22 protein-coding genes and 1 pseudogene are annotated in these 22,753 nt (G+C 57.8%); 20 read left to right on the top strand and 3 right to left on the bottom strand.

Annotated elements, in window-relative coordinates; translation table 11 throughout:
- The first annotated feature begins 44 nt into the window (after positions 1-44).
- The 14 genes and pseudogenes from ACR0J2_RS13100 to ACR0J2_RS13165 all read left to right on the top strand — a co-directional run bounded on the left by ACR0J2_RS13100 (position 45) and on the right by ACR0J2_RS13165 (position 12,436).
- Entirely contained in the window at positions 45-1,337 is a 1,293-nt protein-coding gene (locus ACR0J2_RS13100) for a glutamine synthetase family protein (protein WP_170806737.1), read from the top strand.
- Positions 1,337-1,603 (top strand): EutN/CcmL family microcompartment protein, encoded by a 267-nt coding sequence (locus ACR0J2_RS13105; protein WP_170611725.1) that lies wholly within the window; start codon positions 1,337-1,339, stop codon positions 1,601-1,603. Before ACR0J2_RS13100 ends, ACR0J2_RS13105 begins: the two co-directional genes overlap by 1 nt.
- Positions 1,604-1,644: 41 nt before the next feature.
- The gene (locus ACR0J2_RS13110) at positions 1,645-1,953 is read left to right on the top strand and encodes a BMC domain-containing protein (RefSeq protein WP_117869464.1); all 309 of its coding nucleotides are present in this window, start codon (positions 1,645-1,647) and stop codon (positions 1,951-1,953) included.
- Between the two features lie 23 nt (positions 1,954-1,976).
- Positions 1,977-3,161: a hypothetical protein gene (locus tag ACR0J2_RS13115; protein WP_480812838.1), complete on the top strand. Its 1,185-nt coding sequence runs from the start codon at positions 1,977-1,979 to the stop codon at positions 3,159-3,161.
- Complete coding sequence (locus ACR0J2_RS13120) at positions 3,161-4,540, top strand: aldehyde dehydrogenase family protein (RefSeq protein ID WP_480812839.1); 1,380 nt, start codon at positions 3,161-3,163, stop codon at positions 4,538-4,540. The genes ACR0J2_RS13115 and ACR0J2_RS13120 overlap by 1 nt, the downstream gene beginning before the upstream one ends.
- Positions 4,537-5,160 (top strand): BMC domain-containing protein, encoded by a 624-nt coding sequence (locus ACR0J2_RS13125; protein WP_170611731.1) that lies wholly within the window; start codon positions 4,537-4,539, stop codon positions 5,158-5,160. The genes ACR0J2_RS13120 and ACR0J2_RS13125 overlap by 4 nt, the downstream gene beginning before the upstream one ends.
- Complete coding sequence (locus ACR0J2_RS13130; RefSeq protein ID WP_480812840.1) at positions 5,160-6,341, top strand: malate dehydrogenase; 1,182 nt, start codon at positions 5,160-5,162, stop codon at positions 6,339-6,341. Before ACR0J2_RS13125 ends, ACR0J2_RS13130 begins: the two co-directional genes overlap by 1 nt.
- A complete protein-coding gene (locus ACR0J2_RS13135; protein ID WP_480812841.1) occupies positions 6,338-6,748 on the top strand; it encodes a Rid family hydrolase in 411 nt (136 codons plus the stop codon). Before ACR0J2_RS13130 ends, ACR0J2_RS13135 begins: the two co-directional genes overlap by 4 nt.
- Before the next feature lie 138 nt (positions 6,749-6,886).
- Positions 6,887-8,125, top strand: a pseudogene (locus tag ACR0J2_RS13140) (ABC transporter substrate-binding protein).
- A 65-nt stretch (positions 8,126-8,190) separates the two neighbouring features.
- Positions 8,191-9,042, top strand: coding sequence for a branched-chain amino acid ABC transporter permease (locus ACR0J2_RS13145; protein WP_480812842.1), 852 nt, complete (start codon positions 8,191-8,193; stop codon positions 9,040-9,042).
- A gap of 2 nt (positions 9,043-9,044) precedes the next feature.
- Positions 9,045-9,992, top strand: a complete 948-nt coding sequence (locus ACR0J2_RS13150) for a branched-chain amino acid ABC transporter permease (protein ID WP_170611741.1) — start codon at positions 9,045-9,047, stop codon at positions 9,990-9,992.
- A complete protein-coding gene (locus ACR0J2_RS13155; protein ID WP_480812843.1) occupies positions 9,989-10,720 on the top strand; it encodes an ABC transporter ATP-binding protein in 732 nt (243 codons plus the stop codon). The genes ACR0J2_RS13150 and ACR0J2_RS13155 overlap by 4 nt, the downstream gene beginning before the upstream one ends.
- Positions 10,720-11,427: an ABC transporter ATP-binding protein gene (locus ACR0J2_RS13160; protein WP_170806730.1), complete on the top strand. Its 708-nt coding sequence runs from the start codon at positions 10,720-10,722 to the stop codon at positions 11,425-11,427. Before ACR0J2_RS13155 ends, ACR0J2_RS13160 begins: the two co-directional genes overlap by 1 nt.
- Before the next feature lie 175 nt (positions 11,428-11,602).
- Positions 11,603-12,436 carry a hypothetical protein gene (locus tag ACR0J2_RS13165; protein ID WP_480525896.1) on the top strand — a complete coding sequence of 278 codons (834 nt, stop codon included), beginning with the start codon at positions 11,603-11,605 and terminating at the stop codon, positions 12,434-12,436.
- Positions 12,437-12,477: 41 nt separating this feature from the next.
- Here the strand turns inward: ACR0J2_RS13165 and ACR0J2_RS13170 are convergent, their stop codons facing one another.
- Positions 12,478-14,334: an SLC13 family permease gene (locus ACR0J2_RS13170; protein ID WP_480812923.1), complete on the bottom strand. Its 1,857-nt coding sequence runs from the start codon at positions 14,332-14,334 to the stop codon at positions 12,478-12,480.
- A gap of 269 nt (positions 14,335-14,603) precedes the next feature.
- Positions 14,604-15,476, bottom strand: a complete 873-nt coding sequence (locus ACR0J2_RS13175; protein ID WP_170611749.1) for a LysR family transcriptional regulator — start codon at positions 15,474-15,476, stop codon at positions 14,604-14,606.
- Positions 15,477-15,678: 202 nt separating this feature from the next.
- Here ACR0J2_RS13175 and ACR0J2_RS13180 point away from each other — a divergent pair, with 202 nt between their 5' ends.
- The 4 genes from ACR0J2_RS13180 to ACR0J2_RS13195 all read left to right on the top strand — a co-directional run bounded on the left by ACR0J2_RS13180 (position 15,679) and on the right by ACR0J2_RS13195 (position 19,174).
- Positions 15,679-16,695: a TRAP transporter substrate-binding protein gene (locus tag ACR0J2_RS13180; RefSeq protein WP_170611752.1), complete on the top strand. Its 1,017-nt coding sequence runs from the start codon at positions 15,679-15,681 to the stop codon at positions 16,693-16,695.
- Between the two features lie 62 nt (positions 16,696-16,757).
- On the top strand, positions 16,758-17,321 hold the full coding sequence (locus tag ACR0J2_RS13185; protein WP_170611754.1) for a TRAP transporter small permease: 564 nt from the start codon (positions 16,758-16,760) through the stop codon (positions 17,319-17,321).
- Positions 17,321-18,661 (top strand): TRAP transporter large permease, encoded by a 1,341-nt coding sequence (locus tag ACR0J2_RS13190; protein WP_170611756.1) that lies wholly within the window; start codon positions 17,321-17,323, stop codon positions 18,659-18,661. Before ACR0J2_RS13185 ends, ACR0J2_RS13190 begins: the two co-directional genes overlap by 1 nt.
- A 24-nt stretch (positions 18,662-18,685) precedes the next feature.
- Complete coding sequence (locus ACR0J2_RS13195; RefSeq protein ID WP_170611758.1) at positions 18,686-19,174, top strand: universal stress protein; 489 nt, start codon at positions 18,686-18,688, stop codon at positions 19,172-19,174.
- Between the two features lie 113 nt (positions 19,175-19,287).
- On the opposite strand, the gene ACR0J2_RS13200 is transcribed toward ACR0J2_RS13195, so the two are convergent.
- A complete protein-coding gene (locus tag ACR0J2_RS13200) occupies positions 19,288-20,802 on the bottom strand; it encodes a malonate--CoA ligase (protein ID WP_480812844.1) in 1,515 nt (504 codons plus the stop codon).
- A 289-nt stretch (positions 20,803-21,091) separates the two neighbouring features.
- Between ACR0J2_RS13200 and ACR0J2_RS13205 the strand changes: the two genes are divergently transcribed.
- Positions 21,092-21,349 (top strand): metal-sensing transcriptional repressor, encoded by a 258-nt coding sequence (locus ACR0J2_RS13205; RefSeq protein ID WP_170611769.1) that lies wholly within the window; start codon positions 21,092-21,094, stop codon positions 21,347-21,349.
- Positions 21,350-21,353: 4 nt separating this feature from the next.
- The gene (locus ACR0J2_RS13210; RefSeq protein WP_170806726.1) at positions 21,354-22,691 is read left to right on the top strand and encodes an MFS transporter; all 1,338 of its coding nucleotides are present in this window, start codon (positions 21,354-21,356) and stop codon (positions 22,689-22,691) included.
- Positions 22,692-22,753 lie beyond the last annotated feature (62 nt).

Below are 22,753 nucleotides of genomic sequence, written 5' to 3' on the forward strand. Positions count from 1 at the left end.
AGAATACAGCATTTATAAAGCTAAAAAACAGGGAGAGCGCATCAATGAGTTCGGGGTTTGATCTGCCCGAGGGCACGCATACCGTCATTCTTGGCGTCGGCGATCTGAACGGCATCATGCGGGGCAAGCGCATTCCGGCCAGCCATTGGGATCATGTGTGCAAAAGCGGCAATGCGCTCTCGATTGCCTTGATGGCAATCGATATGACCTGCGATGTCTGGGACACGCCCTATGTCAATTTCGACAACGGCTATCCCGACATGCATGTTTTCCCGATGACCAAACCGGTCGCTGTTCCATGGGAGCCGGGCGTGGCGGTCTGCTTTGGCCGCGCCGAAGGTATGGACCACAAGCCGGTGCCCATTGATCCGCGCCAGGCTCTGGTGCGTCAGGTCGAGCGCGCGCGCGACATGGGCTTCGAGGTCAATGTCGGCACCGAGCTGGAATTCTATTTGCTGGACCCTGAAACCGGGCAGCCGCGTGACAGCGGAATTCAGGTCTATGGTTTGGGTCGGGCGGCAAGAATGGAGCATATCGTTGGGCCCATTCGTCAGCAGATCAATGAATGCGGCATTCCGATCGAACAATCGAACCCGGAATATGCCGCCGGCCAGATCGAAGTGAACATTCGCTATGGCGAAGCGCTGGCTGCTGCAGATCGCGTTGTTCTTTTCAAGTCGCTGATCCGCCAGTTGGGCATCGCCCACGGGTATCTGGCGACTTTCATGCCCAAGCCGTTCTTTGATCAGTCCGGCAACGGCTTTCACACGCATTATTCGCTGTGGAAGGACGGAAAGAACGTCTTTGCCGAAAATGGCAAGATCAACGACACAGGTAAGTCTTTCATAGCCGGGCTGCAGAAGCGGATGTGCGAAAGTGCGATCTGCGGTAGCGGAACAGTCAATGGTTACCGTCGCCGCCAGCCGTATACCTTCTGTCCGATCAACGCGAGCTGGGGATACGACAACCGCACAGTCGGTATCCGCATCATCGAAGGATCCGACAGCGCCGTGCGTGTCGAAAAACGCGATGCCGGTGCGGATGCCAATCCCTATCTGCTGCTCGCCGCCGAAATCGCCGCAGGTCTGGATGGGATCGAGCAGGGTCTGACCCCAACCGACCCCACAACCGGCAACGCATACGAGGATGGCACAGGTGATCCCATTCCGACCGATCTGCCAACCGCCATCGGACTGGCACGTGGGTCCGAGTGGCTGCGCGACGTAATGGGCGAGATGCTGTGGGAGTTGGTCTTGCAGCAGGCCGAACGCGAGCTGGAGTTTTTCAACCAACAGGTCACTCAGGTCGAGCTTGACCGCTATCTGAGGACATTCTGATGCACCTCGGCAAGGTTGCGGGAACGGTTACGGCAACGGCAAAGGACGCCAGATTGGTCGGTCTGAAACTGCTGGTGACAGACCTGATCGACAGCGATGGCAATCTGATCGACCCGGCGCGCGTCGCAGCGGATACATGCGGCGCAGGCGTGGGTGACACGGTGCTGATCGCGACAGGCTCAGCCGCACGAATGGCGGCGGGGTTGTCCACCGCTCCGGTGGATCTGGCGATTATCGCGGTGGTCGATCGCGTTTCAACGAGCTGAAACACAACACACAAATCAATAGCCTTCGGAGGATAGGAAAAATGGCGAAACCAGTGGCAGGGCAGATGGCCCTGGGCATGATCGAAACCCGCGGTCTTGTTGGGGCAATCGAAGCAGCGGACGCAATGGTCAAGGCGGCCAGCGTGGCGATTGTCGGCCAGACCAAAGCTGGCGGCGGTCTGGTGACAACCCTTGTGCGCGGCGAAGTCGGCGCCGTTAAAGCCGCAACAGATGCGGGCGCTACGGCAGCCAACAAAGTTGGTGAAGTGGTGTCGGTCCATGTGATCGCGCGCCCGCATGATGAGCTTGAAGCCATTATCGACGGGCTCGGAGCCGGATCTTCGGCCTGATCCATCGCCGCTAAGGAGACATTATGTCAGCCGGATTTGAGGATTTCACCCGTGCGGTGACGCGGGGCGCTACCCGCGACGCCCCTGCCGCGCGCAGCATTGAGCGTTTTGCAGTGCTGGGCGGCGGACCGGATGCCCGCCTTTTGGCAGCGCTGTGTCTGGCTGAAGGGGCCGATGTCACACTGTTTTCGGCCTATGGAGCCGAGCTTTCGCTGCTGACCCAATCCTCGGGAATTGGTATCCGGGGTGACGGTCCTGTGGGCACCTACCAGGTGAACCGGGACGGGCCATCGGTGCAAACAACAGCGGAACTGGATGCCGCTGTTCGGGACGCACAAGTGATCTTTCTGACCGGACCCGTTCACAAGCAGCGTACCTATGCCATGGTTCTGGCTGATCACCTGAGTGACGGCCAGGTTTTGGTACTGGCCCCCGGGCGGTCTCTGGGCGCTGTCGAAGCCGCCTGGATGCTGCGCATCGGGGGCTGTCGGGCGGATGTGACGCTGGTTGAAGTTCTGGGTTTGCCCTACTGGTTCAACGCCGAAGGTGCTGGGCTGACCCTGTCCACAGCCGCACCAATGGCGGCGGCAACGCTGCCACGCGACCGCAACAACATCCTTGAAGCTCTGAACCGTTTTCTGCCGAACCTTCACCCGGTTGATTCTGTCCTGGCTTCCGGATTTCGTGACCTGTCCGCGGCCGTGGAAATACCTGCCCTGACCCTTGGCGGGCAGGGGATGGGCAACGGCGGCCCCGATGTTCCGATGGGGGGTGTTTCGCTGGAGGCAAACCAGACTTTTGCCTCGCTCATCGGCGCCGATCAGATCGCCGTCATCGAAGGATTGGCCGAGGAACGGAGACAGGTCGCGGCTGCATTTGGAGTCCGAAACCTGCCAGAAACGCCGGACTGGATCGCCACCTTTGCCGGGGCTGAAAGGGGGTCGGGTTCCCGGCCTGTGCCGGATCGACAGGCCGCACGCCACCTGATGCGTGACGGTGTGCTTGGCTCGCTTGTCCCGCTGGTGTCTGCTGCAAGGTTGGCCGGTCAGCCCGTTCCTTTGACAGAGAGTCTGATCACCATGACAGACCGTATTCTTGGCGCTGACGTCGCGGCGGCAGGGCGCAGGCTTGAAACCATCGGAATAACCGCAGGCGATGTCGATCAGGCGCGTCGTATCTTTGACACTATTGCCACTGGAGCCTCGTGATGGACGCAGATCTGAAATCCATCGCCGCCGCGCGGCGCGCTGCCGAAACAGCGTTCGAGGCCTACCGGGCCTTTCTCGGGACCGATCCGGCACAAGTTGATGCCATCGTGGACGCCATGGCCCGCGCCATTGAACCCGAGGCTGAACGGCTGGGGCGGCTGGCGGTCGAGGAAACCGGATACGGCAATGTCCCGGACAAACGGGTCAAGAACCTTTTCAACGCGTTGTCAGTCGCGGATTATTTGCGGGATGTAACGACATTGGGCCTGTTGTGGCGGGATGATGCCACAAAGGTCGCGGCCTTTGGGGAACCGATGGGCGTGGTGGCCGCCCTTATTCCGGTCACGAATCCGACCTCAACCATCATCTACAAGGTGCTGTCAGCAGTGAAAGCGGGCAACGCGATTGTCTGCGCGCCCCATCCGCGAGGCGTAGGGTGCGGGATCGAAACCGTCCGCATCATGGCGCGGGTGGCCGAACAGATGGGTGCACCCAAGGGACTGATCCAATGTCTGGATGCAGTGACCATTCAGGGCACGGCCGAGTTGATGAAGCACCGCCGTACGTCGGTTGTTATGGCGACAGGTGGCCCGGCTATGGTCAAGGCCGCCTATTCCAGCGGCAAGCCGACATTGGCGGTCGGGGCGGGCAACGTGCCGTGTTATGTGCACAAATCGAAGGCGCGCGATCTGGCGGAAGTGGCCGAAATGATCGTCACATCGAAAAGCTTCGACTACGGCACCGCCTGTGTCAGCGAACAGGCCGTGGTGGCCGACCCGGAAATTTCCCGTGACCTGCGGCATGAACTCAAGCTGAAGGGAGCTTATTTCTGCACCCCGGCCGAGGCGGATCGACTGGCGAAAGTGATTTTCAAGGGTGCGCGGGCGATGGACCCCGATAGGGTCGGGCAAAGCCCGCAGGCCCTGGCCGATGCCGCCGGTTTCTCGATTCCGCCGCGCACCCGTTGTCTGGTTTCCGAAGAAACCGAAGTGGGTTGGCAACGCCCGCTATCGGCGGAAAAACTGAACCCGGTTCTGGCTTTCTACGAGGCGAAATCCACCGACCACGGCATCGAACTAGCGCAGTCCATCGCGCGGTTCGAAGGTTGGGGACATTCTTCGGTCATCCATTCGGACGACCCCGAGGTTGTCGCCCGCTTTGCCACCGTACCCACGGGACGCGTGCTGGTGAACACGCCAGGGATCATGGGTGGCATGGGCTATTCCACAGATCTGGAGCCGTCTTTCATGCTGGGCACTGGCACGTGGTCAGGGTCGATCACGTCGGACAACGTGACGGCCCTGCATCTCATCAACATCAAGCGGGTTGCTTATGAAAGCAGACCCTGGCGCGACATTTACGAGGAGTATGGCGCATGAGCGAGATCACGATCCGGGCGCTGATGCAGATCGACAACCTGCAACCGAAATTCGCGGCCTACAACGGCGCGACGGTGCAGGGCTCGGTGCCTTTGTCCGGGGACACAGTGCTGATCGGAGAGTTTGCACCGGGCAACGGGGTGTTTTCGCTGATCGATCGCGCGCTCAAGGCGTCTTCGGTAGAGGCAACAACGCAGATGGTGGAACGAGAGTTCGGGTTTTTTATCCTGCGCTCACCTTCAAATGCCGAGGTGTCTGCGGCCCGCGATGCGATGCTGGCCGAACTTGGGGCTTCGATGTCGGACCGTCTGAAACCCGCAATCAGTTCGACTCAGATCATCACAAGCGTTGAACCTTATCAGGCGCAATTGCTGAACAAATGGCGCAAGGGCGCCCTCATCGTTCCCGGACAAACACTGGGGATCGTCGAATGCGCGCCAGCCGCCTACATCTCGATCGCCGCGAACGAGGCGGAGAAGGCAGCCGAGATCGACATCGTCGAAGTGCGCGCCGTGGGCCGGTTTGGCCGCCTGTTCATCTCGGGGTCGGAAAACTCGGTCAAAACCGCCGTCGAAGCGGCAACCCGCGCCATCGAGGCGGTGGACGGGCAGGCAGGCTGATGGCTGCTTCGCGGGTCATAGGCTCGGACGCAGTCGAGGACGCGCGCCGAAGTGGCAGGATCGTGTTCGAAGTTCTGCCCGGCGACATCGTCACGGCGCTGGCCCGGGAAACGGCGGAGCGCATCGGCATCACCCTGGTGGACGGCCCGCTGGAGCGGCCACAGGCACCACGTACAGATGGCGCCGTTTCGATGCGCCGCGTACTCTATCGTCGTTCACCCAAATGGGTTGCGCCTGCGCGGGCACCGCGCAAGGCCCGCAGGCTGGGCAAGCTGGCGCTGATCGGTGCAGGCGGCGTTGGTGGCAATATCGCACATCTGGCAGCGATGGCGGATATCGCGGATGAAATCGCCCTGATCGACATTTCTCCGGGTCTGGCAGCTTCGACAGCGCTGGACCTCAATCACACGTCCGGCATCACTGGTGCTCGTGTCCGATGCGTCGGAGGGGAATCTCTGGATCTGGTGGCAGGTGCCGAGGTGGTCGTCGTAACCGCCGGGCGCGCACGCCGCCCGGGCATGACCCGTGCTGACCTGATCGATGTGAACGCGCGCGTGATCCGCCAGTCGGCAGAAGCGATCCGTTCAGCCGCACCAAACGCCATCGTGATTGTCGTAACAAACCCTCTGGATGAAATGACGGTCGAGATGCTGCGGGCCACAGGCTTCGCGCGCGAACAGGTTCTGGGCATGGCGGGAACACTGGACAGCAGCCGGTTCCGCAACGCACTTGCCATGGCCGCGGGGGTCTCTCCCGCTGACGTTGAGGCCTTTACCCTTGGCAGTCACGGTGATGAAATGGCGCCGATCCCCAGTCGCGCCCGGATCAAGGGACGGGCGCTTGAGGTCTTTCTGTCACCGGATCAAATTGAAGCATGCGTACAGGACGCGATCACAGGCGGCGGGCAGGTCGTCGCGCTCAAGAAATCCGGTTCGGCGACGATTGCCCCGGCCCATGCCTCGATTGAACTGATCGATCACATCAGGGGCGCTCGGTCTGGTCCGGTTCCGGTGTCTGTTATGTTGCAGGGCGAATACGGAATTGATGGCGTGGTGCTGGGCGTGCCCGCACATCTTGGCGCCAGTGGACTGGTCGAGGTCGAGGAACTGCGCCTGACGGACCAGGAACAGGCAGGGCTGCAAGAAGCAGCTGATGCGATCCGGCTGAGGCTGGGTCTGTGACCCTTCGGTCGTGGAAGTTCGGCGGGCGGTTTGAAGAGGTCGCATCGTATTCCCGCGCAAAGCGGATCGGACCATTTGTCTGGGTCGCAGGGACGACCGCGATTGAACCAACAGGGCGTATTCATGCGCCGGGCGATGTGGGCGCGCAAACACGGTATATCCTGTCCCGTACCGAAGACGCGCTTAAGGCTGTCGGGGCAGAGTTGCGCCATGTGGGCCGGGTGCGCGCATACCTGACCGATCTGTCAACAGCGGGCGAATTCGCGCGTGTGCACGGAGAGTTTTTCAAGGGGATCGATCCGGTTCTGACCGCTGTTCAGGCAGGCCTGACCCAACCCGGTCTGATGGTGGAAATCGATGTGGACGCCGTGATCCACGATGAAAGCGGTAAAATCGGCGGATTCTGAACATGAGTTTTCAAGAAAGGATTTGATCGATCCATCTTCTTGTGTACTGTATACAGAATACAAGAACGGCATAATGAGACACAGGGAGCAAAACTGATGATCAAGACAGCGCTACTTAGCGGAACATGCATCGCGCTCATGGCCTCGACGGCCGGAGCAGAAATTAAGGTTGGGTTTATTGGGTCGCTTTCCTCGGACACCGGGCTGTCGACCCTTCGCGGGGCAGAAGTCGCGATTGAGGAGCTTAACGCCAATGGCGGCGTGATGGGCGAGCAGATCACACTGGTCTCTGCAGATACCGGGCAGGATCCGACCGAAGGCGTGCGCGCTTATGAATACCTGGCCGAGACCGAAGAGGTTGATTTCATCATATCGGGCTCGATCGACGATGTGTCGCTTGGCTGGCTGCCCCGGATGCAGGAATACCGCATTCCGACGCTGGACACCTGAACATCCTATATCGGCATCATCGACATGGTGGTCGAAGATCCCGAGGGCATGGCGCCCTATTTCATGAACATCGCCTCGGACGAGGCGTTGGCCACGCTTTACATCAATTTCGGCGCGGATGTCCTGAAGGAAAAGATGGGCTGGGATTCCGTTGTCATTCTGGCCGAGGACACCGCCTTTGGCGAAGCGATCACCGGACTTGTGACCGAAGCGCTTGCACCGGTCGCCGGGATCGAGGTCAAGGATATCATTACGTATGATGTGGCCACTGTCGATTTCGCGCCGATCTTCAGCCGTGCGCAGGATACAGGGGCCGACTTCATCTATCAGGTTTCGTCCGTTAACTCTCAGGTTGTGTCGTCGCAATATGTGAAATTGCAAGTGCCGATGGCGATGACGGGCGTCAACGTATCCGCGCTGGGAATGGAGTATTGGGAAGACACGGGCGGCGCCGGCGGCGGCATTTCGACCCTGTCCCCGATCCCTTCGGTCGGGTTCAGGCTGGATCCGGCAAGCCAGGCTTTTGTCGACACCTATCAGGCCAAGTATGACAGCCGCCCGCTGCTGCCGCATTTCAACGGGTTCAACGCCTATCACGGTCTTAAGCAGGCCATGGCTGCTGCCGAAGAGGCTGGCGGTTTCGACAATGTCGAAGGCTGGGCCGATGCGATGAAGAAGCAGGATTTGGTCCTGGAGATGGATGGTCAGCTGTGGTTGCGCTATGCCTTCTGGGGCGATGATGAGGTCGAACCCGTGACCGGCCGTACCTATCCGCACAATATCCGCTTTGATCTGTCCGAGCCGTTTGATGACGCCGCACCGTCCATGGTTGTCGTGCAGTGGTACGAGGACGGAACCGCCGCTGTTGTGTACCCAGAGAAATACGCGACGGGCGAGTTTACCCTGCCAAGCTGGGTCAAAAACTGATCCGGTCGTCCACATAGCTTGAACCGGGCGCGCGACAGCGTGCGCCCGCAGCCAGGGATACCTCAATGTTGCAGATACTGATCCAGGGGCTTTTGCTCAGTGGTCTCTATGCGCTTATCGCAATGGGTTTCACGCTGATCTTCAGCATAGGGCGTGTTCTGAATCTGGCGTATGGCGCCTATCTGATGGTCGGTGGGTACATCTACTTCTGGGTATCGCAAACGCTGGGGATGCCCAAGCTCATGGGCGTTGTCGTGGCCGCCGCACTGGGCGTTCTGATGGGTATTCTGAAGTACCGCCTGATCGTGAAGACGCTCAAAGGTGATCATGTGGCGGTCGAAATATCGACGCTGATCCTTGCGGTCGTGATACAGGCGGGGATCGTTTTGGTCTTTGGCGACAGCAGCAAGATCCTGCTGCCCATCGTTCCCGGGGTGATCGACGTTGCAGGAGCGTCCGTCACCTACAACATCCTGATTGCAACGCTCATTAGTTGGGCCATCCTTCTGGGGTTATACGCGTTCGTGCGGCTCACCCACACCGGGCGGGCAATGCAGGCGGTTTCGATGGACGCCAAGGGGGCTGCCATCTCGGGGATCGACCCGGACCGGATCAACCTGATCACCTGGGGCATCTCGGGGGCATTGGGGGCACTTGGCGGTGTGTTCTTTGCCAGTTACACGCAGCTTTCACCATCCATGTGGGTCGCCCCGCTGATCATCTCGGTGGCCGTTGTCATCGTGGGCGGCATCGGGTCGATCATCGGGACCTTGGTTGTCGCACACATCGTTGGCTTTCTTGAAGTCATCGTGGTGGCGACCCTTGCGCCCGAGTTGCGCGGTGTTTTCACCATGCTGCTGATCATTGGCGTTCTAGTGACCCGGCCACAGGGCCTGTTTGGCCGTGAGGAGTTATAAAGATGGGGCTGCGCTGGTTTCACTTTGCCCTCTGGGGTGGTCTGATTGCGGGGATGTTCCTGTTGCCTCAGGTCGTTTCCAACGGAACACTGCGTACGATGATCTTTGCCAACTACTTGGCGATCTTCGCGATCAGTTGGGACGTGCTGTCCGGGCGGACAGGATACGTGAGCTTTGGCCACCCTTTCCTGATCGGCATCGGAGCGTACACGACCGCCATTCTTACCAAACGGTTTGATGTGCCGGTTGAAATCTCGATCCCGGTCGCGGTGCTGGTCACCATGGCAGCCGGACTGCTGGTGCTGCTGCCTGCGCTGCGTATTCGCGGAAGCTATTTCGCACTGGTTACACTGGCTTTTATGGAGCTGCTGTATCAGCTGGTGCAGGTGATCCGCCCGGACCTGACCGGCGGAACGCGGGGTATGTCAGGTATCCAGACCCTGACGCGGGGCGCAGCAAACGGGTATTACCTGTCGACCGCCCTGATGCTGAGCGTCGCCGTCAGCATGTGGCTGCTGATGAAAACCCGGCTGGGAACAGCGCTGGCAGCGATCGGCATGAACGAGGAAAGCGTGCGCGGCTCGGGGCTCAGCACCACCCGGCTGAAAGCGTTTGCCTTTTTGACCAGCGCGTTTATCGCAGGGCTGGGCGGGGCTTTCTATGTGCACTATCTGGGATCACTGGCCCCGCGTGCGCTGTTTGACATCAACTTCCTGTTTACCATCATCGTTGCCGCACTGCTGGGCGGTACATCGACCATCATTGGGCCGATGATCGGCGCATTCTTCATGACCTTCCTGCTGGAATACCTGCGGCCGGTCTTGCCGGGGGCCGAGCGGTATTTTGTCTACGGCGCCATCGCGCTGATCCTCTACATGTACCAACCCAAAGGGCTGGTGGAACTGGTGCGGCGCGGATTCACCCGGCTGCGGAAAGGGGGTGTGGCGTGACTGTGGCGCTGGAAGTTTCCCATCTGATCAAACGCTTTGGCGGGCTGGTGGCCACGAATGGTCTGTCCTTTTCCCTCAAAGAAGGGGAATCTCTGGGTCTGATCGGTCCGAACGGGGCGGGCAAGACCACCGTGTTCAGCCAGATCATGGGCGAGCTGCGACAGAACAGCGGCACGATCGAACTTTTCGGGCAGGAGATATCGGCCCTGCCCACGTCCCGGCGCATTCGGGCGGGCGTCAGCCGCACGTATCAAATCCCGCGGCCCTTCGGCGAAATGAACGTGGCCGAGAATATCCGCGTGGGCCTGATGCCTGACAACATCTGGCGCATGATCACCAAATCCCCTGACACGGATCGGGAACGGGAACTGGCTTTGAGCGTCGGCTTCACCGAGGCTGACCTGCAACGGACACCGTCCGAACTGGCCATGGGCGATCTGCGCAAGCTGGAAATGGCGCGCACCATGGCCACCGCGCCGCGTGTGATGCTGCTGGACGAGGTGTTTGCCGGTTTGACGGTGGGGGAAATCGCGCAGATCTCGGACCTCATCCAGTCCATGCGCAAGGACGGCATGACTTTTCTGATCGTCAGCCACGATCTGCCCGCGCTTGAACCCCTGATCGACCGTGCCATTGCAATTGAGCGGGGAACGATGATCGCCGAAGGCACATTCACCGAAGTGATGAATGACAAGGCCGTGCAGGCCTCGTATCTGGGGGGCGCCTGATGTCCTATCTGGAAATCGAAAACCTGTCCGCATTCTACGGCAAGGCGCAGGCGCTGACAGACATCTCGATCACGGTCCAGCCGGGCGAGATCGTGGCCGTCGTCGGTCCGAACGGTGCGGGTAAGTCCACCCTGCTGGACAGCATAATGGGGATGGTCAGAACGGAAGGTGATATCCGGCTGCGCGGCCACAGTCTTGCAGGCCGATCACCGGCCGAAATCGTGCGCCACGGCGTCGGTTACGCGCCCGAACGGTTCAACCTGTTTCCCTACATGTCGGTGCGCGACAACCTGATGGTGGGCGCCTATACTGCCCGCGAGGATATCGAAAGCAATCTGGACATGGTCCACAAGCTGTTCCCACGGCTGGCCGAGCGGGAAGGGCAGGAAACCTCGACCCAGTCCGGCGGCGAACGGCAGATGGTGTCCTTCGGACGGGCCCTGATGACCAGCCCCGAGTTGCTGTTGGTCGACGAGCCAACAATCGGTCTGGCCCCGAAAATCTGCCTTGAGATCGCCGAGGTCGTGCGTCAGTTAAACAAGGAATACGGCCTGACCGTGGTCATCACCGAACAAAACGCCAACTTCGCCCTGTCGCTGGCCAGCCGAATTTACGTGCTCGAGTCCGGCCGCATGCAAACGTCCGGCACTGCGGACGAACTGCGGAACGACAAAAGGCTGCTCGAAGCGTATTTCGGCGGGCACTGAATCCGATCGGTTCGGTTTTGCGTGCCGTCTCGGCGACAATTCCTCAGAACTACCACACACGACCTGGGTTTTGGTGTTGTCTGCCGTACGTGTTCTGTACCAAATGGGGCGGGTACCGGCGCTCGGGCGTCGAGAACACCCGAGTAGGCGCGGTACAGAAGGATGGGACCAATACATGTCGGAAGAGTTCACGGCTGCAGAAAAGCGCAGGCTTGAAAAACGAGTTCGTGCTGAACGGGTCATGGGCGATAACGGCCATCTGTTCGACCATCCGGTACCCGCTGAACTTCTCACGCCGTATTCCAATGGTGACAATACCGAGCTTGAGCAGATCCGCGTACAAAGGAAATATATCAATCGTGCCAACAACATCCGAAGGTGCTGGAACAGGTTTCAGCTTTACCTTCCCGAGTTGATGTACACCGAAGAACCGCAGGACATATTCGAGATGTCGACGGCGCATGGCGGTATGCTCGAGGTTGCCCGGCACTTTGGCCATACCGTTTTGGGAAATGACTTTCCCAATATGCTCAACAACAAACAAACTGAACTGGCATCCACGCATCGTCGCCTGAACGACGAGACGTTTGTCTGCGAAACCGACAATCACGGCATTCAGATCCCCAAAGACCACAAGGTACACGACTGGCCCTATCGCCCGATTATCGAAGCAATCGATATTCCAATGACGCTGTTTGACGCCGGGCGCACGCCCTATCCATTGGCGGACAAATCAAAGGATGTGCTGATTTGCATGCAGTCGATCGAGCACTATTGCCACCCTCAGGACTGGATGCTGATACTGGACGAGTTTTGCCGCATCACCCGAAAGACGATCCTGATCATGCTCAACCCCGTGATCGGTCATTTCGCCAATGATCCGTTTTACACAGAGTGCTTCGAGAAAGCCCGACACGATCTGCATATGTATCGTCGAAATGGGTTCCGGACCACATCGTGTCATATCCAGTGGTCGCAGGTGCTTGTGTTCAAAATCACGGCCGTCTGAGGAAAAAGACCTGCAAGGCTGTCACTGACATGCCTGTAAAATCAATACAGGACGTTGAGCATGAACAGAGACACGAACAGGAACAGGACTGTCATGACCCCGCCGGATCGCACGAAATCCATTACCTTGTAGCCTGCCGGACCCATGATCAGGGCATTCACCTGATGGGTCGGAATGATGAAGCTGTTCGAGGTCGATATGGCAACGGTCAGCGCAAAGACCCCCGGATTGCCCCCTGCGGCAACCGCGATTGAAACCGCAAGGGGCACAAGCAAGACGGTTGCCCCGACATTCGACATTACCAGCGAAAAAGCTGTGGCCAGTATTGCCACCCCAGCCTGAAGCGCCCAAATGGGCCAGCCGTCCAGAATGGTCATGATCTGCTGCGCAATCCATGCGGCCGTCCCGGTATTCTGCACGGCCTGACCAAGTGGAATGAGACAGGCAAGAAGGAAAACGGTGTTCCACCCAACTGCGCGATATGCCTCGTCCACACTCAACACGCGGGTCAGCATCATGCCGGCCGCTCCGGTCAGCAGGCATAGTGACAGCCGGACGTCGGTGAACAGGATCAGCGACAAGGAAATGGCAAAAAAGGCAAGCGCCCAACCGACCTTTTGCGGCCGCAATTCGTCTTGCGGAAAGTCCGTGGTCACAACGACAAAATCCGGATCGCGCTTGATCCGCATCAGGTTGTCCCATCGGGTATGGGCGACCAGCATGTCACCGGCGTGAAATGCTTCAAGGCCGATCTGGGTTGATGCGTGATCATCCGTCTCGACATGGCTGAGCGTTTCTTCCCCGCGATGGATCGCCAGCAAAGACATGCCATAGGTCTTGCGGAACAAAAGCTCGCGCGGGCATTTGCCGATCAGCTTGCTGTCCGGGGTCACGACAACTTCTGCGATCCCGGCATTGGTGGGTGCAAACTCTTCGACGAAGATATCCAGTTCAGGCAGAACAGTCAGACCGAACTTCTGCGCGAACTCCTCGACCACCCAGCGACGCCCGATGATGGCCAGCCGGCAAGGTGCGGCAATCTCGGCAGTCAGAACCTGCACCATCGAGGTTTTCCCGCGATAGAATGTCGAGATGATGTAAAGGTGGTTCTCGTGGTTGATATCGGCCAGAATCTGCCCCACCAGGGGGCTGTCCTCGGGGACGATGAGCTCAAAAACGTCTGCCTTGAGGCCGTAGACCCTTTGCAGATATTCTTGCGTGCCTTGCCCGGTCCCTGTTGCATCAGACGCGCCTTCAGTCGGCAGTACCCAGCGCCCCAGCAAAAGAAAATATGCAATACCCGTCAGGATCAGGGCCATGCCGATTGGAGTGACTGAAAAAAGTCCAAACGATTCGATTTTCTGCCCTTCGGGCAACCCGTCATTTGCCGTCAGAATGAGGTCATTCAGCAAGATCAGTGGGGAAGAACCGACCATGGTCATGGTGCCGCCCAGAATGGCGCAAAAACCCATAGGCATCAGCAGTCGCGACAGCGGAATGCCGGACCTTGAGGAAATTCGGCTGACAACCGGTAAAAACAAGGCCGCCGCGCCGACATTCTGCATGAAAGACGAGATCACTCCGACAGTGCCTGACACGATCGGCAAAACCCGGTTCTCGGCTGTGCCGCCGTATTTCAGGATGACGGCGGCCACTTTGTTCATGATGCCGGTCTTGTCCAATCCGGCACCGACGATCATGACCGCGATGATTGAAATAACGGCGTTGGACGCGAACCCGTCGAACAGTCGAGAGACATTTGCCAGGTTCTCCAGCCCGGGCGCATAACTGAGAAGGCCGACGATGACCAAAACCAGTATGGCGGAAAGGTCAATTCTTACGATTTCGGAAACAAACAGGAAAACGGTGAAGGCCAACAGGGCGCAAACCACACCCATCTCGAACGTAAAGGTTACTTGTTCCACAAAGTTCACCGGGAAATTGTATTTTGGTCTTTTGGGAACACTTAACTTATTGCGCCAGCCTTGTCATGAAGTTTCGCCAACTATGGCGGAAACGAAATAAAATTATGCCAAGAGCCCGAGCTTTGAACAAGTTGACACACTGCTTGCTCCAACCAATCGGGCACCGTGCTTTCAATGGTGAAGAATCCGATCCCGCTAACTTTGGGTGGTCGAATAAAGTAACCGGACCGGCATTTCATAGCCTACCTGTCATGAGCGTCTTTCAGGCATTCAAGAAACACGTTCAACCTGCGCCCTTGCGAAGCGCTTTTGCGCACGATTGCGGCCATGCTTGAAATATATTCCGCAGCTTCGCAACGGACTTCCCGGACTTGACCAGCTTCCACGAACGGCTGTGCCTGATGGGTCGGCAAGAAGCCCAGATAGCAACCGGAAAGGATGAGAAGTGCCAACGCTTCTTCGCTTTGGACAAAGGCAGACTTTCTCAGTTTCAGTTTTTGATGGATCGACATGTTGGGTGAGTTAAAGCTCAGGCCCGCGTAGGTGTACTTTCGAAGCTCACTTAACTTGAACTCGGTTTCTGCGCGCTGAAACAGCTCGTGATTCTGGCCGCAAAACAGGCGCATGTCTTCGGTATACAGCGGTGAATAGTTCAACATCGGCGATTGGCGGTGCAAGGGGACGATGCCCAGATTGAAGCGACCGTTTATGACACCTTCTTCGATCACGTTGGGCGGTTCGACCGAAATATCGAGCGTGACGCCCGGCGCCCGGTTTCGGAATAGTCGAATTGCCTCGGACATTTCCGCATCCGGGTTGGAGGAAGACCGGTCAAAGATTGCAATCTTCAACTTTCCCGCCATTTCTGCGCGAACCTCACCGATAATGTTCTGAAATCTGTCGATTGAGGCAAACAAGCTGTCTGCGGACTTCAGGACATGCTGGCCATCGGATGTCAGCGAGAACCCGGCGGGCCCGCGATGGCATAGTTTCAGGTTCAGGCGGGTTTCGAGATCCGAGATGTGTTTGCTGATAGTTGAACGCCCGATGTTGAGCTCAAATTCGGCGGCGGTGAACCCTCCGCAGGCAACCACGGTACGAAAAATCTGCAGCAAGCGAATGTCCACATCCGAGATGCGCGTAATGGCAAGTTTCTTTGGAATTGAAAGGTTTCCTTTTATCGAACTTTACGTAGATTACTTTGTATTACCTCAACGGTTTTTGCAACTTATAACTCGCCCACCGGTGACTCCAGTTTGCGCCATACTCACAGGCGTAGGAATGCGATGCCATCGTCACAAATAAGGTGGAGGACTTATGAAACTCATCAAATCATTCTCATCTGTCGCGTTGGCTGCCACGTTTGCCGCCGCGACCTTTGCCGCGCCGGCCATGGCGAAGAACTTCAAGATTGCCGTGGGCGACAGCGGCGGTTCCAGCCAGGAGGCAACCGGCCTTGCCTTCAAGGAAAAACTCGAGGAGCTGTCGGGTGGCAATCACACCGCAACTCTGTTTCTGAACGGCCAGCTTGGGTCCGAACAGGACACCGTGAACGAAGCAGCAATCGGCACGCTGGACATGTCGTTGCTGGCGATCAACAACGTCACGCCGTTCTCGCCGACCGTAGGTGTGTTCACGCTGCCCTACGTCATCCTCAGCCTGGAGGACGCCGAAACCCTGACCCAGGGCCCCATTGGGCAGGAACTGACCGAAAACACGATCAATGACGCCGGTGTGCGCATCATTGCCTGGACCTATACCGGTTTCCGCGTTCTGACGAACTCCAAGAAGCCGGTGAAATCGGTTGCGGATCTGGAAGGTCTGGTTATCCGCGTTCCCAAGAACGAGATCATGATCGACACCTATAAGGCGTGGGGCATCAGCCCGACACCGATGGCCTGGTCGGAAACTTTTGCCGGTCTGCAAACCAAGGTTGTTGATGGTCAGGACAACCCCTACACCACGATCAACGCGATGAAGTTCTACGAAGTTCAGGACTATGTGACTGAAATCCGTTACATCTTCTCGATCGAGCCTCTGATCATTTCCGAGCAGGTATTCCAGGGTCTGTCCGCCGAAGATCAGGCCGCCGTACTGGAAGCCGGGCAGTATGCAACCCAGGCCTCGGCCCAATTCCTGCGCGACAAGGAAGCCGAGATCAAAGCACTGCTGGTTGAAAAGGGTATGGAAATCCATGTTCCCGAAAACGACGAGGCAGAGTTCATCGAACTGGCAACCACAGCGGTCTGGCCGAAGTTCTATGAAAGCATCGGTGGTGTTGAAAAGCTGAACGCCGTTCTGGCCGCCATCGGCCGCGACCCCGTTTCGGAATGAAAATAGTATAAAACAAAGGAAAGCGCCTGACTGGCGCTTTCCATTCTGAGGGAGAGGGACCGATGAAAAACTTCTGGGGAATAGTCGACAACATAGAAAGCTACATCTGTCGGTTTCTTCTGGCAGTCTTTGTATGTCTTTTGTTTTTGCAGGTGGTCGTAAGGACAGTATTCAACTTTTCTTTCTCGTGGGTTGAAGAGCTGTCCGTCTACATGTTCGTTTGGTTCGTGTTTTTCGGCGCCAGCTATGCGGCCAAGATGGGTGCGCATAACCGCGTCACGTTTCAGTTCAAGTTTCTGCCCCCTCGCGCGATCAAATATATCGAGGCTTTCGCGGATCTGTTCTGGATCTGCTTCAATGTCTACTTCGTCTACCTGGCGATCGACTTCATCTTCAACCGCATGAACCGGTTCCAGTCCTCCCAGACCCTGGGGTTCCACCTAAGCTGGGTCTACATCGTTTTGCCGATCACCTTCACCCTGATGACCATTCGTATCCTTCAGGTGAACTACAAGAAAATCATTCTGGACGAAGATCTGCGTGATCCTGACGCGATCGATCTGGAAGAAGTCCGCGCAGACCTGGGCGCTGACGTGGACCACACTGACATTGGGGAGGCAAAATAATGGGCAGTGAAATCGTATATATCCTGTTCGGCGGCTTCCTGTTGCTGTTGTTCATCGGCGCGCCGATAACGGTCGCGCTTGGCGTTTCGACGATGATCACCTTTCTCGTCCTGGACGAGAATCCGATCAAATTTGTCCAGATTGCGTTCACGTCCGTGGGTTCATTCCCGCTCATGGCCCTGCCGGCGTTTATTCTGGCGGGCGCATTAATGGAAGCCTCGGGCCTGTCACGGCGACTGATCAATGTTGCCGAAAGCTTTGCTGGTCCCTTCACCGGCGGTATGTCGGCGGCAACAGTTTTTGCCTGCCTGTTCTTCGGCGCGATTTCGGGTTCAGGCCCGGCGACAACTGCCGCCGTCGGCATGCTGATGATCCCGGCCATGATAGATCGGGGATACGGACGCAACTATGCTTCGGCGATCACTGCATCGTCCGGAGGGCTGGGGATTGTCATTCCGCCGTCCATCCCGCTGATTATCTTCGGCATTGCCGCGCTCGGCATGCCAGCCCCGCCAGAAGCTGTTGCCGAACATGGCACCTTCCAGACCGTGTCCATCCCGAAACTGTTCATCGCCGGTTTCATGCCCGCATTCGTGATCGCCGGCAGCCTTTTGCTGATGAACTACATCCTGGCCAAAAAGAGCGGCTACAAGGGTACGACCGAGGGCTGGTCCATGCGTCATATCTGGTGCGAGATGTACCGCGGCTTCTGGGCCCTGATGGCCCCGGTGGTAATCCTGGGCGGCATCTATTCGGGCTTCTTCACCCCGACCGAGGCGGCGATCGTCGCGATCTTCTACACACTGGTTGTGGGCGCATTCATTTACCGCGAACTCAGCTGGGAAAAGCTGTTCACCTCGCTTGAAACCACCACATGGCTGACGGGGCGCGTGTTGCTGATCATGTTCACGGCAACGGTGTTTGGCCGGCTTCTGGTCGAAAACCAGATCCCCGCGCTGATCGCCGAAGGTATGCTTTCCGTCACAAGCAACATCTATGTGATCTGGACGCTGGTCATCCTGTTCCTGCTGTTCGTGGGCATGTTCATGGAAACGCTGGCAACCATTCTTATCCTGGTTCCGGTGATGCTGCCTGTGGCCTACAGCGTCGGCATCGACCCAATCCACTTTGGTGTCGTGATGGTGTGTACGCTGGGTATCGGTTTCCAAACCCCGCCATTGGGCGAAAACCTTTTCATCGCATCCGGTATATCCAATATATCAATCGAGAAGATTTCCGTTGCAGCGCTGCCCTTTGCCTTCATCAATACGGTCGCCATCTTCATCATAGCGTTCTTTCCCGAAATCTCGCTATGGCTGCCGCGGGCGCTTGGGTATTGAGTGCGGACAGAAAGGAACTGAACAATGTTACCTCAGATCAAAGACATCCTGTTCGCAACGGATTTGTCCGAAAACGCCAACAATGCGTTGCGCCATGCCCTGAGCATGGCGCGCGCCCATGGGGCGAAAGTCCATGTTTTGCACGTGACCGAGCCTCTGACACAGGACGCCATCGTGACGATGCGAATGTTCATTCAGGATGATGCATCGCGCAAAAAAGCGATCCGGGACCGCCACGCTTCGGTGAAGGAACTGCTGAAAGAGAACCAGCAGAAGTTCGTGAAAACCCTGACCGAAGAAGGAAAGGAGGCTTACGCGTCTGTCGCCTCGGTGGAGCTGGTTGACGGGCATCCCGCCGAGTCCATCCTGCAGCGCGCGCGCGAGCTGGATTGCGGCCTGATTGTCATGGGCACGCACGAGCAGGGCACCGGACACACCTTCATCGGGACGGTCGTCAAACGGGTGCTGAGACGCTCGACAATTCCAACGATGGTGGTGCCCAACATCACCTGATAGGGGTGTTCAGACTCATCTTGAAGACCTCAGAATCTTCTTTTCACAGCGGTTGGGTTGAGGATCTTCCGATGGTACGCGAAGGGCCCTAGGGCTCTTGCGGGGTGATCGTGTCACAAGCCCGCGAACAGGTCTTTGAATTGCGCGCGTAGCGCGTTCTTTTGAACTTTGCCCATCGTATTGCGCGGCAACTCATCCAGTTTGATCAGTTTTCGTGGGTGTTTGTAGCGGGCCAGACCGCTGCTGATCGCGGCCTGTATCGCTTCCAGATCGGGGTGCGCGTCCGGTTCCGCAACAATCACACCGACCACGGTTTCACCGAAATCCGGGTGCGGCACACCGATGACTGCGCTTTCCAGAACACCCGGCTGGTCGTCCAGCGCCATTTCAACCTCTTTTGGATAGACGTTGTAGCCTCCCGAAATGATCAGATCCTTGTTGCGCCCGACAATGTGGACATAACCGTCTTCGTCAATCCGCCCCAGATCACCGGTGATGAAGAAACCATCCTCTCGCAACTCGGCGGCAGTTTTTTCCGGCATCTGCCAGTATCCGCAAAACACGTTGGGGCCGCGCACCTCGATCACGCCGGTCTCGCCCTGGGGCAACGGACTGCCTTCTGCGTCGCATACCTTAAGCTCGACCCCCGGAAGTGGGAATCCCACCGTCCCGGCCCGCCGTTCACCGTCATAAGGGTTGGACGTGTTCATGCTGGTTTCAGTCATGCCATAGCGTTCGAGAATGCGATGGCCCGTGCGGTTCTCGAACTGAACATGTGTATCGGCAAGCAGCGGGGCCGATCCTGAGACGAACAGGCGCATATGTGCGGTCAATTCCTTGGTGAAACGCGCGTCATTCAGCAGTCGCGTGTAGAAAGTCGGAACACCCATCATCGCCGTGGTCGTCGGCATCAGTGTGATGATGTTGTCCAGATCGAACTTGGGCAGGAACACCATACGGCTGCCAGCGATCAGAGAGACATTGGTCGCCACGAACAACCCGTGAGCGTGAAAGATCGGCAGCGCGTGCATCAACACATCGTCAGGCGAGAACCGCCATTCCTTTGCCAGCGTCCGGGCATTGGACAGCAGGTTGTTCTGCGTCAGCATGGCCCCCTTGGACCGGCCAGTTGTGCCGGAGGTGTACAGAAAGACCGCCAGGTCGTCTCCTGTACGATCCACAGTTGCAAAGCTGTTCGGCATGGCGGCGGCCTGTTCCATCAATGTGCTACCGCCATCGGCATTGAGGGTCACAACGCTGGCCCCCATCGGAGTACTGACAGACTTCAGTTGGTCCTCGTTCTGTTCGTCACATACGACCAGAGATGCGCCGCTGTTTTCGATGAAATAGGTCAGTTCCTCGACCGTGTAGGCCGTATTGAGTGGCAAAAACACCAACCCGGCCTGAACACAGGCTGCGTAAAGGGCAAGCGCCTCGGGCGTTTTTTCGACCTGCACCGCGACCCGATCACCGGGTTGCAACCCCATCCGCGCAGTGACATTCGCGATCTGCGCTGCTGTATTCAGAAAGTGGCGATAAGAGATCACCCTGCCATCCGCGAGATGCAGGAACGGTGTGTCTTTGTCCGCATGAATTCCGAACAGGCTGTCATAGAGTGGGTTTGCCAAGAAACTGACCTTTGTATTCGCGATGCAAGAGACTTATCGGCTGAGAAATTCTAGCTCAACGAAAATAGTGGAGGAGCGCGGGATTTTGGGCCGCGTTTCAGGTGGGCTCACGTGTCATCAGGGACAGAACCATAAGAAGCCATAAGGCAGGCATTCAACAGTGGAAATGAAGTTGTTCGACGGCCCGCAACTGTTCTGACGGTGGCCATTTGTCGAAGTATCGGGACACGTTCGACAAGAAAGACAGATCGATTGACGATATCCCCCGGGGGAGGATAAGGTTCGCCACATGACACACATCCACTCAACCCATCCGGCAATCATTGCGCGACTGAAAAGGGCCGAAGGGCATCTGTCCAAAGTGGTTTCGATGCTGGAACTGCAGCAACCTTGTTCCGACATCGCCCAACAATTGCACGCGGTCGAGAAAGCGATCACAAACGCCAAACGAGCTTTGATCCATGATCATATCGATCATTGTCTGACGGGTGGCGATGATCCGGAAGGAGCCGTGGAAGAGTTGAAAACAATCAGCAAGTACCTGTAATCCGATGCTTTCAGTTCTTAGAAATCGCACCTATCGCCATCTTTTCTTCGCCCAGATCGTGGCGCTTTCGGGCACAGGTCTGGCCACTGTTGCACTTGGCTTGCTAGCATTCCAGCTGGCAGGGGATTCGGCGGCGCTGGTGTTGGGAACCGCACTGACCATCAAAATGGTGGCCTATGTCACGATCGCTCCGATTGCGGCGGCATTTGCCGAGCGCGTCGATCGGAGACGAATGCTGGTGGTCCTCGATCTGATCCGGGCCGCGGTTGCCATGACCCTACCATTTGTATCAGAGGTCTGGCAGGTCTACGTTCTGATCTTTGTCCTGCAATCGGCATCGGCCGGGTTCACACCCGCCTTTCAGGCAACGATCCCCGACGTTCTTCCTGATGAACGAGACTATACCAAGGCGCTGTCGCTGTCCCGTCTTGCGTTTGACATGGAAAGCCTGCTGAGCCCGATGCTGGCGGCGGCGCTGCTGACCGTGATGAGCTTTGACAACCTGTTCTGGGGTACCGGAATCGGGTTTGTCGCCTCTGCGCTTCTGGTTGTCTCGGTGCTTCTGCCGTCGCCAAAGCCGGCAAAGCCGCGCGGCATTTACGATCGGACAACGCGCGGGATGCGGCTATATCTCAGAACGCCGCGCCTGCGCGGCTTGCTGGCGCTGAACTGGGTCGCCTCGGCCACCGGCGCGATGGTCATCGTCAACACCGTTGTCATCGTGCGTGGGGATCTGGGCCTGTCGGAAAGCGCCGTCGCGGTTGTCTTGGCGGCGTTCGGGGCAGGTTCCATGCTGACCGCATTGACCCTTCCGCGCCTGCTGAACAGCGTGCCCGACCGAAAGGTGATGCTGTCAGGGGCGGTGCTGAGCATTCTGACACTGTTCACGTTGGCGCTTACATCATTGGCAACGCCGCTGTCCCAAACCGCTCTGATGGTCGGCTGGCTTCTGGTTGGTGCGGGATATTCCGCAATACTGACACCGACAGGGCGGCTGCTTACACGGTCGGCGCATCCCGAAGACCGTCCGGCAATCTTTGCAGCCCAATTCACATTGTCCCACGCCTGCTGGTTAGTCTTTTACCCTGCGTCGGGCTGGCTGATCACCGTGTTCGGCACCGTTGTCGCCATGATCTCACTGTCTGCTCTGGCTTTGTTCGGTCTTCTGGCGGCCGTGCGACTATGGCCGGCCGATGACGGCCGACCTGTCCGTCACGACCACCCGGATTTGCCGCAGGATCACCCACATCTACAGGGCGATGAGCCTCATCAGCACGTGATCATTATTGATGATCTGCATCCGAGGGCTGATGGGCAGACAAAGGCAAAAACCGCCCTATAACCTGTTGGCGTCCCCAGAAGGCATTCATTTTATTGCAATCCCTCCGAAAGACATTTCCGGAG

It is taken from the genome of Ruegeria sp. CG4 (genome assembly GCF_056537185.1).

Coding starts and splice junctions, on each gene's coding strand:
- ACR0J2_RS13110 (WP_117869464.1), top strand. CDS start 1,645: ATGGCGAAACCAGTGGCAGGGCAGATGGCCCTGGGCATGATCGAAACC.
- ACR0J2_RS13210 (WP_170806726.1), top strand. CDS start 21,354: ATGCTTTCAGTTCTTAGAAATCGCACCTATCGCCATCTTTTCTTCGCC.
- ACR0J2_RS13185 (WP_170611754.1), top strand. CDS start 16,758: ATGAAAAACTTCTGGGGAATAGTCGACAACATAGAAAGCTACATCTGT.
- ACR0J2_RS13100 (WP_170806737.1), top strand. CDS start 45: ATGAGTTCGGGGTTTGATCTGCCCGAGGGCACGCATACCGTCATTCTT.
- ACR0J2_RS13160 (WP_170806730.1), top strand. CDS start 10,720: ATGTCCTATCTGGAAATCGAAAACCTGTCCGCATTCTACGGCAAGGCG.
- ACR0J2_RS13145 (WP_480812842.1), top strand. CDS start 8,191: ATGTTGCAGATACTGATCCAGGGGCTTTTGCTCAGTGGTCTCTATGCG.
- ACR0J2_RS13115 (WP_480812838.1), top strand. CDS start 1,977: ATGTCAGCCGGATTTGAGGATTTCACCCGTGCGGTGACGCGGGGCGCT.
- ACR0J2_RS13170 (WP_480812923.1), bottom strand. CDS start 14,334: ATGGGTGTGGTTTGCGCCCTGTTGGCCTTCACCGTTTTCCTGTTTGTT.
- ACR0J2_RS13165 (WP_480525896.1), top strand. CDS start 11,603: ATGTCGGAAGAGTTCACGGCTGCAGAAAAGCGCAGGCTTGAAAAACGA.
- ACR0J2_RS13125 (WP_170611731.1), top strand. CDS start 4,537: ATGAGCGAGATCACGATCCGGGCGCTGATGCAGATCGACAACCTGCAA.
- ACR0J2_RS13180 (WP_170611752.1), top strand. CDS start 15,679: ATGAAACTCATCAAATCATTCTCATCTGTCGCGTTGGCTGCCACGTTT.
- ACR0J2_RS13195 (WP_170611758.1), top strand. CDS start 18,686: ATGTTACCTCAGATCAAAGACATCCTGTTCGCAACGGATTTGTCCGAA.
- ACR0J2_RS13130 (WP_480812840.1), top strand. CDS start 5,160: ATGGCTGCTTCGCGGGTCATAGGCTCGGACGCAGTCGAGGACGCGCGC.
- ACR0J2_RS13205 (WP_170611769.1), top strand. CDS start 21,092: ATGACACACATCCACTCAACCCATCCGGCAATCATTGCGCGACTGAAA.
- ACR0J2_RS13150 (WP_170611741.1), top strand. CDS start 9,045: ATGGGGCTGCGCTGGTTTCACTTTGCCCTCTGGGGTGGTCTGATTGCG.
- ACR0J2_RS13190 (WP_170611756.1), top strand. CDS start 17,321: ATGGGCAGTGAAATCGTATATATCCTGTTCGGCGGCTTCCTGTTGCTG.
- ACR0J2_RS13120 (WP_480812839.1), top strand. CDS start 3,161: ATGGACGCAGATCTGAAATCCATCGCCGCCGCGCGGCGCGCTGCCGAA.
- ACR0J2_RS13105 (WP_170611725.1), top strand. CDS start 1,337: ATGCACCTCGGCAAGGTTGCGGGAACGGTTACGGCAACGGCAAAGGAC.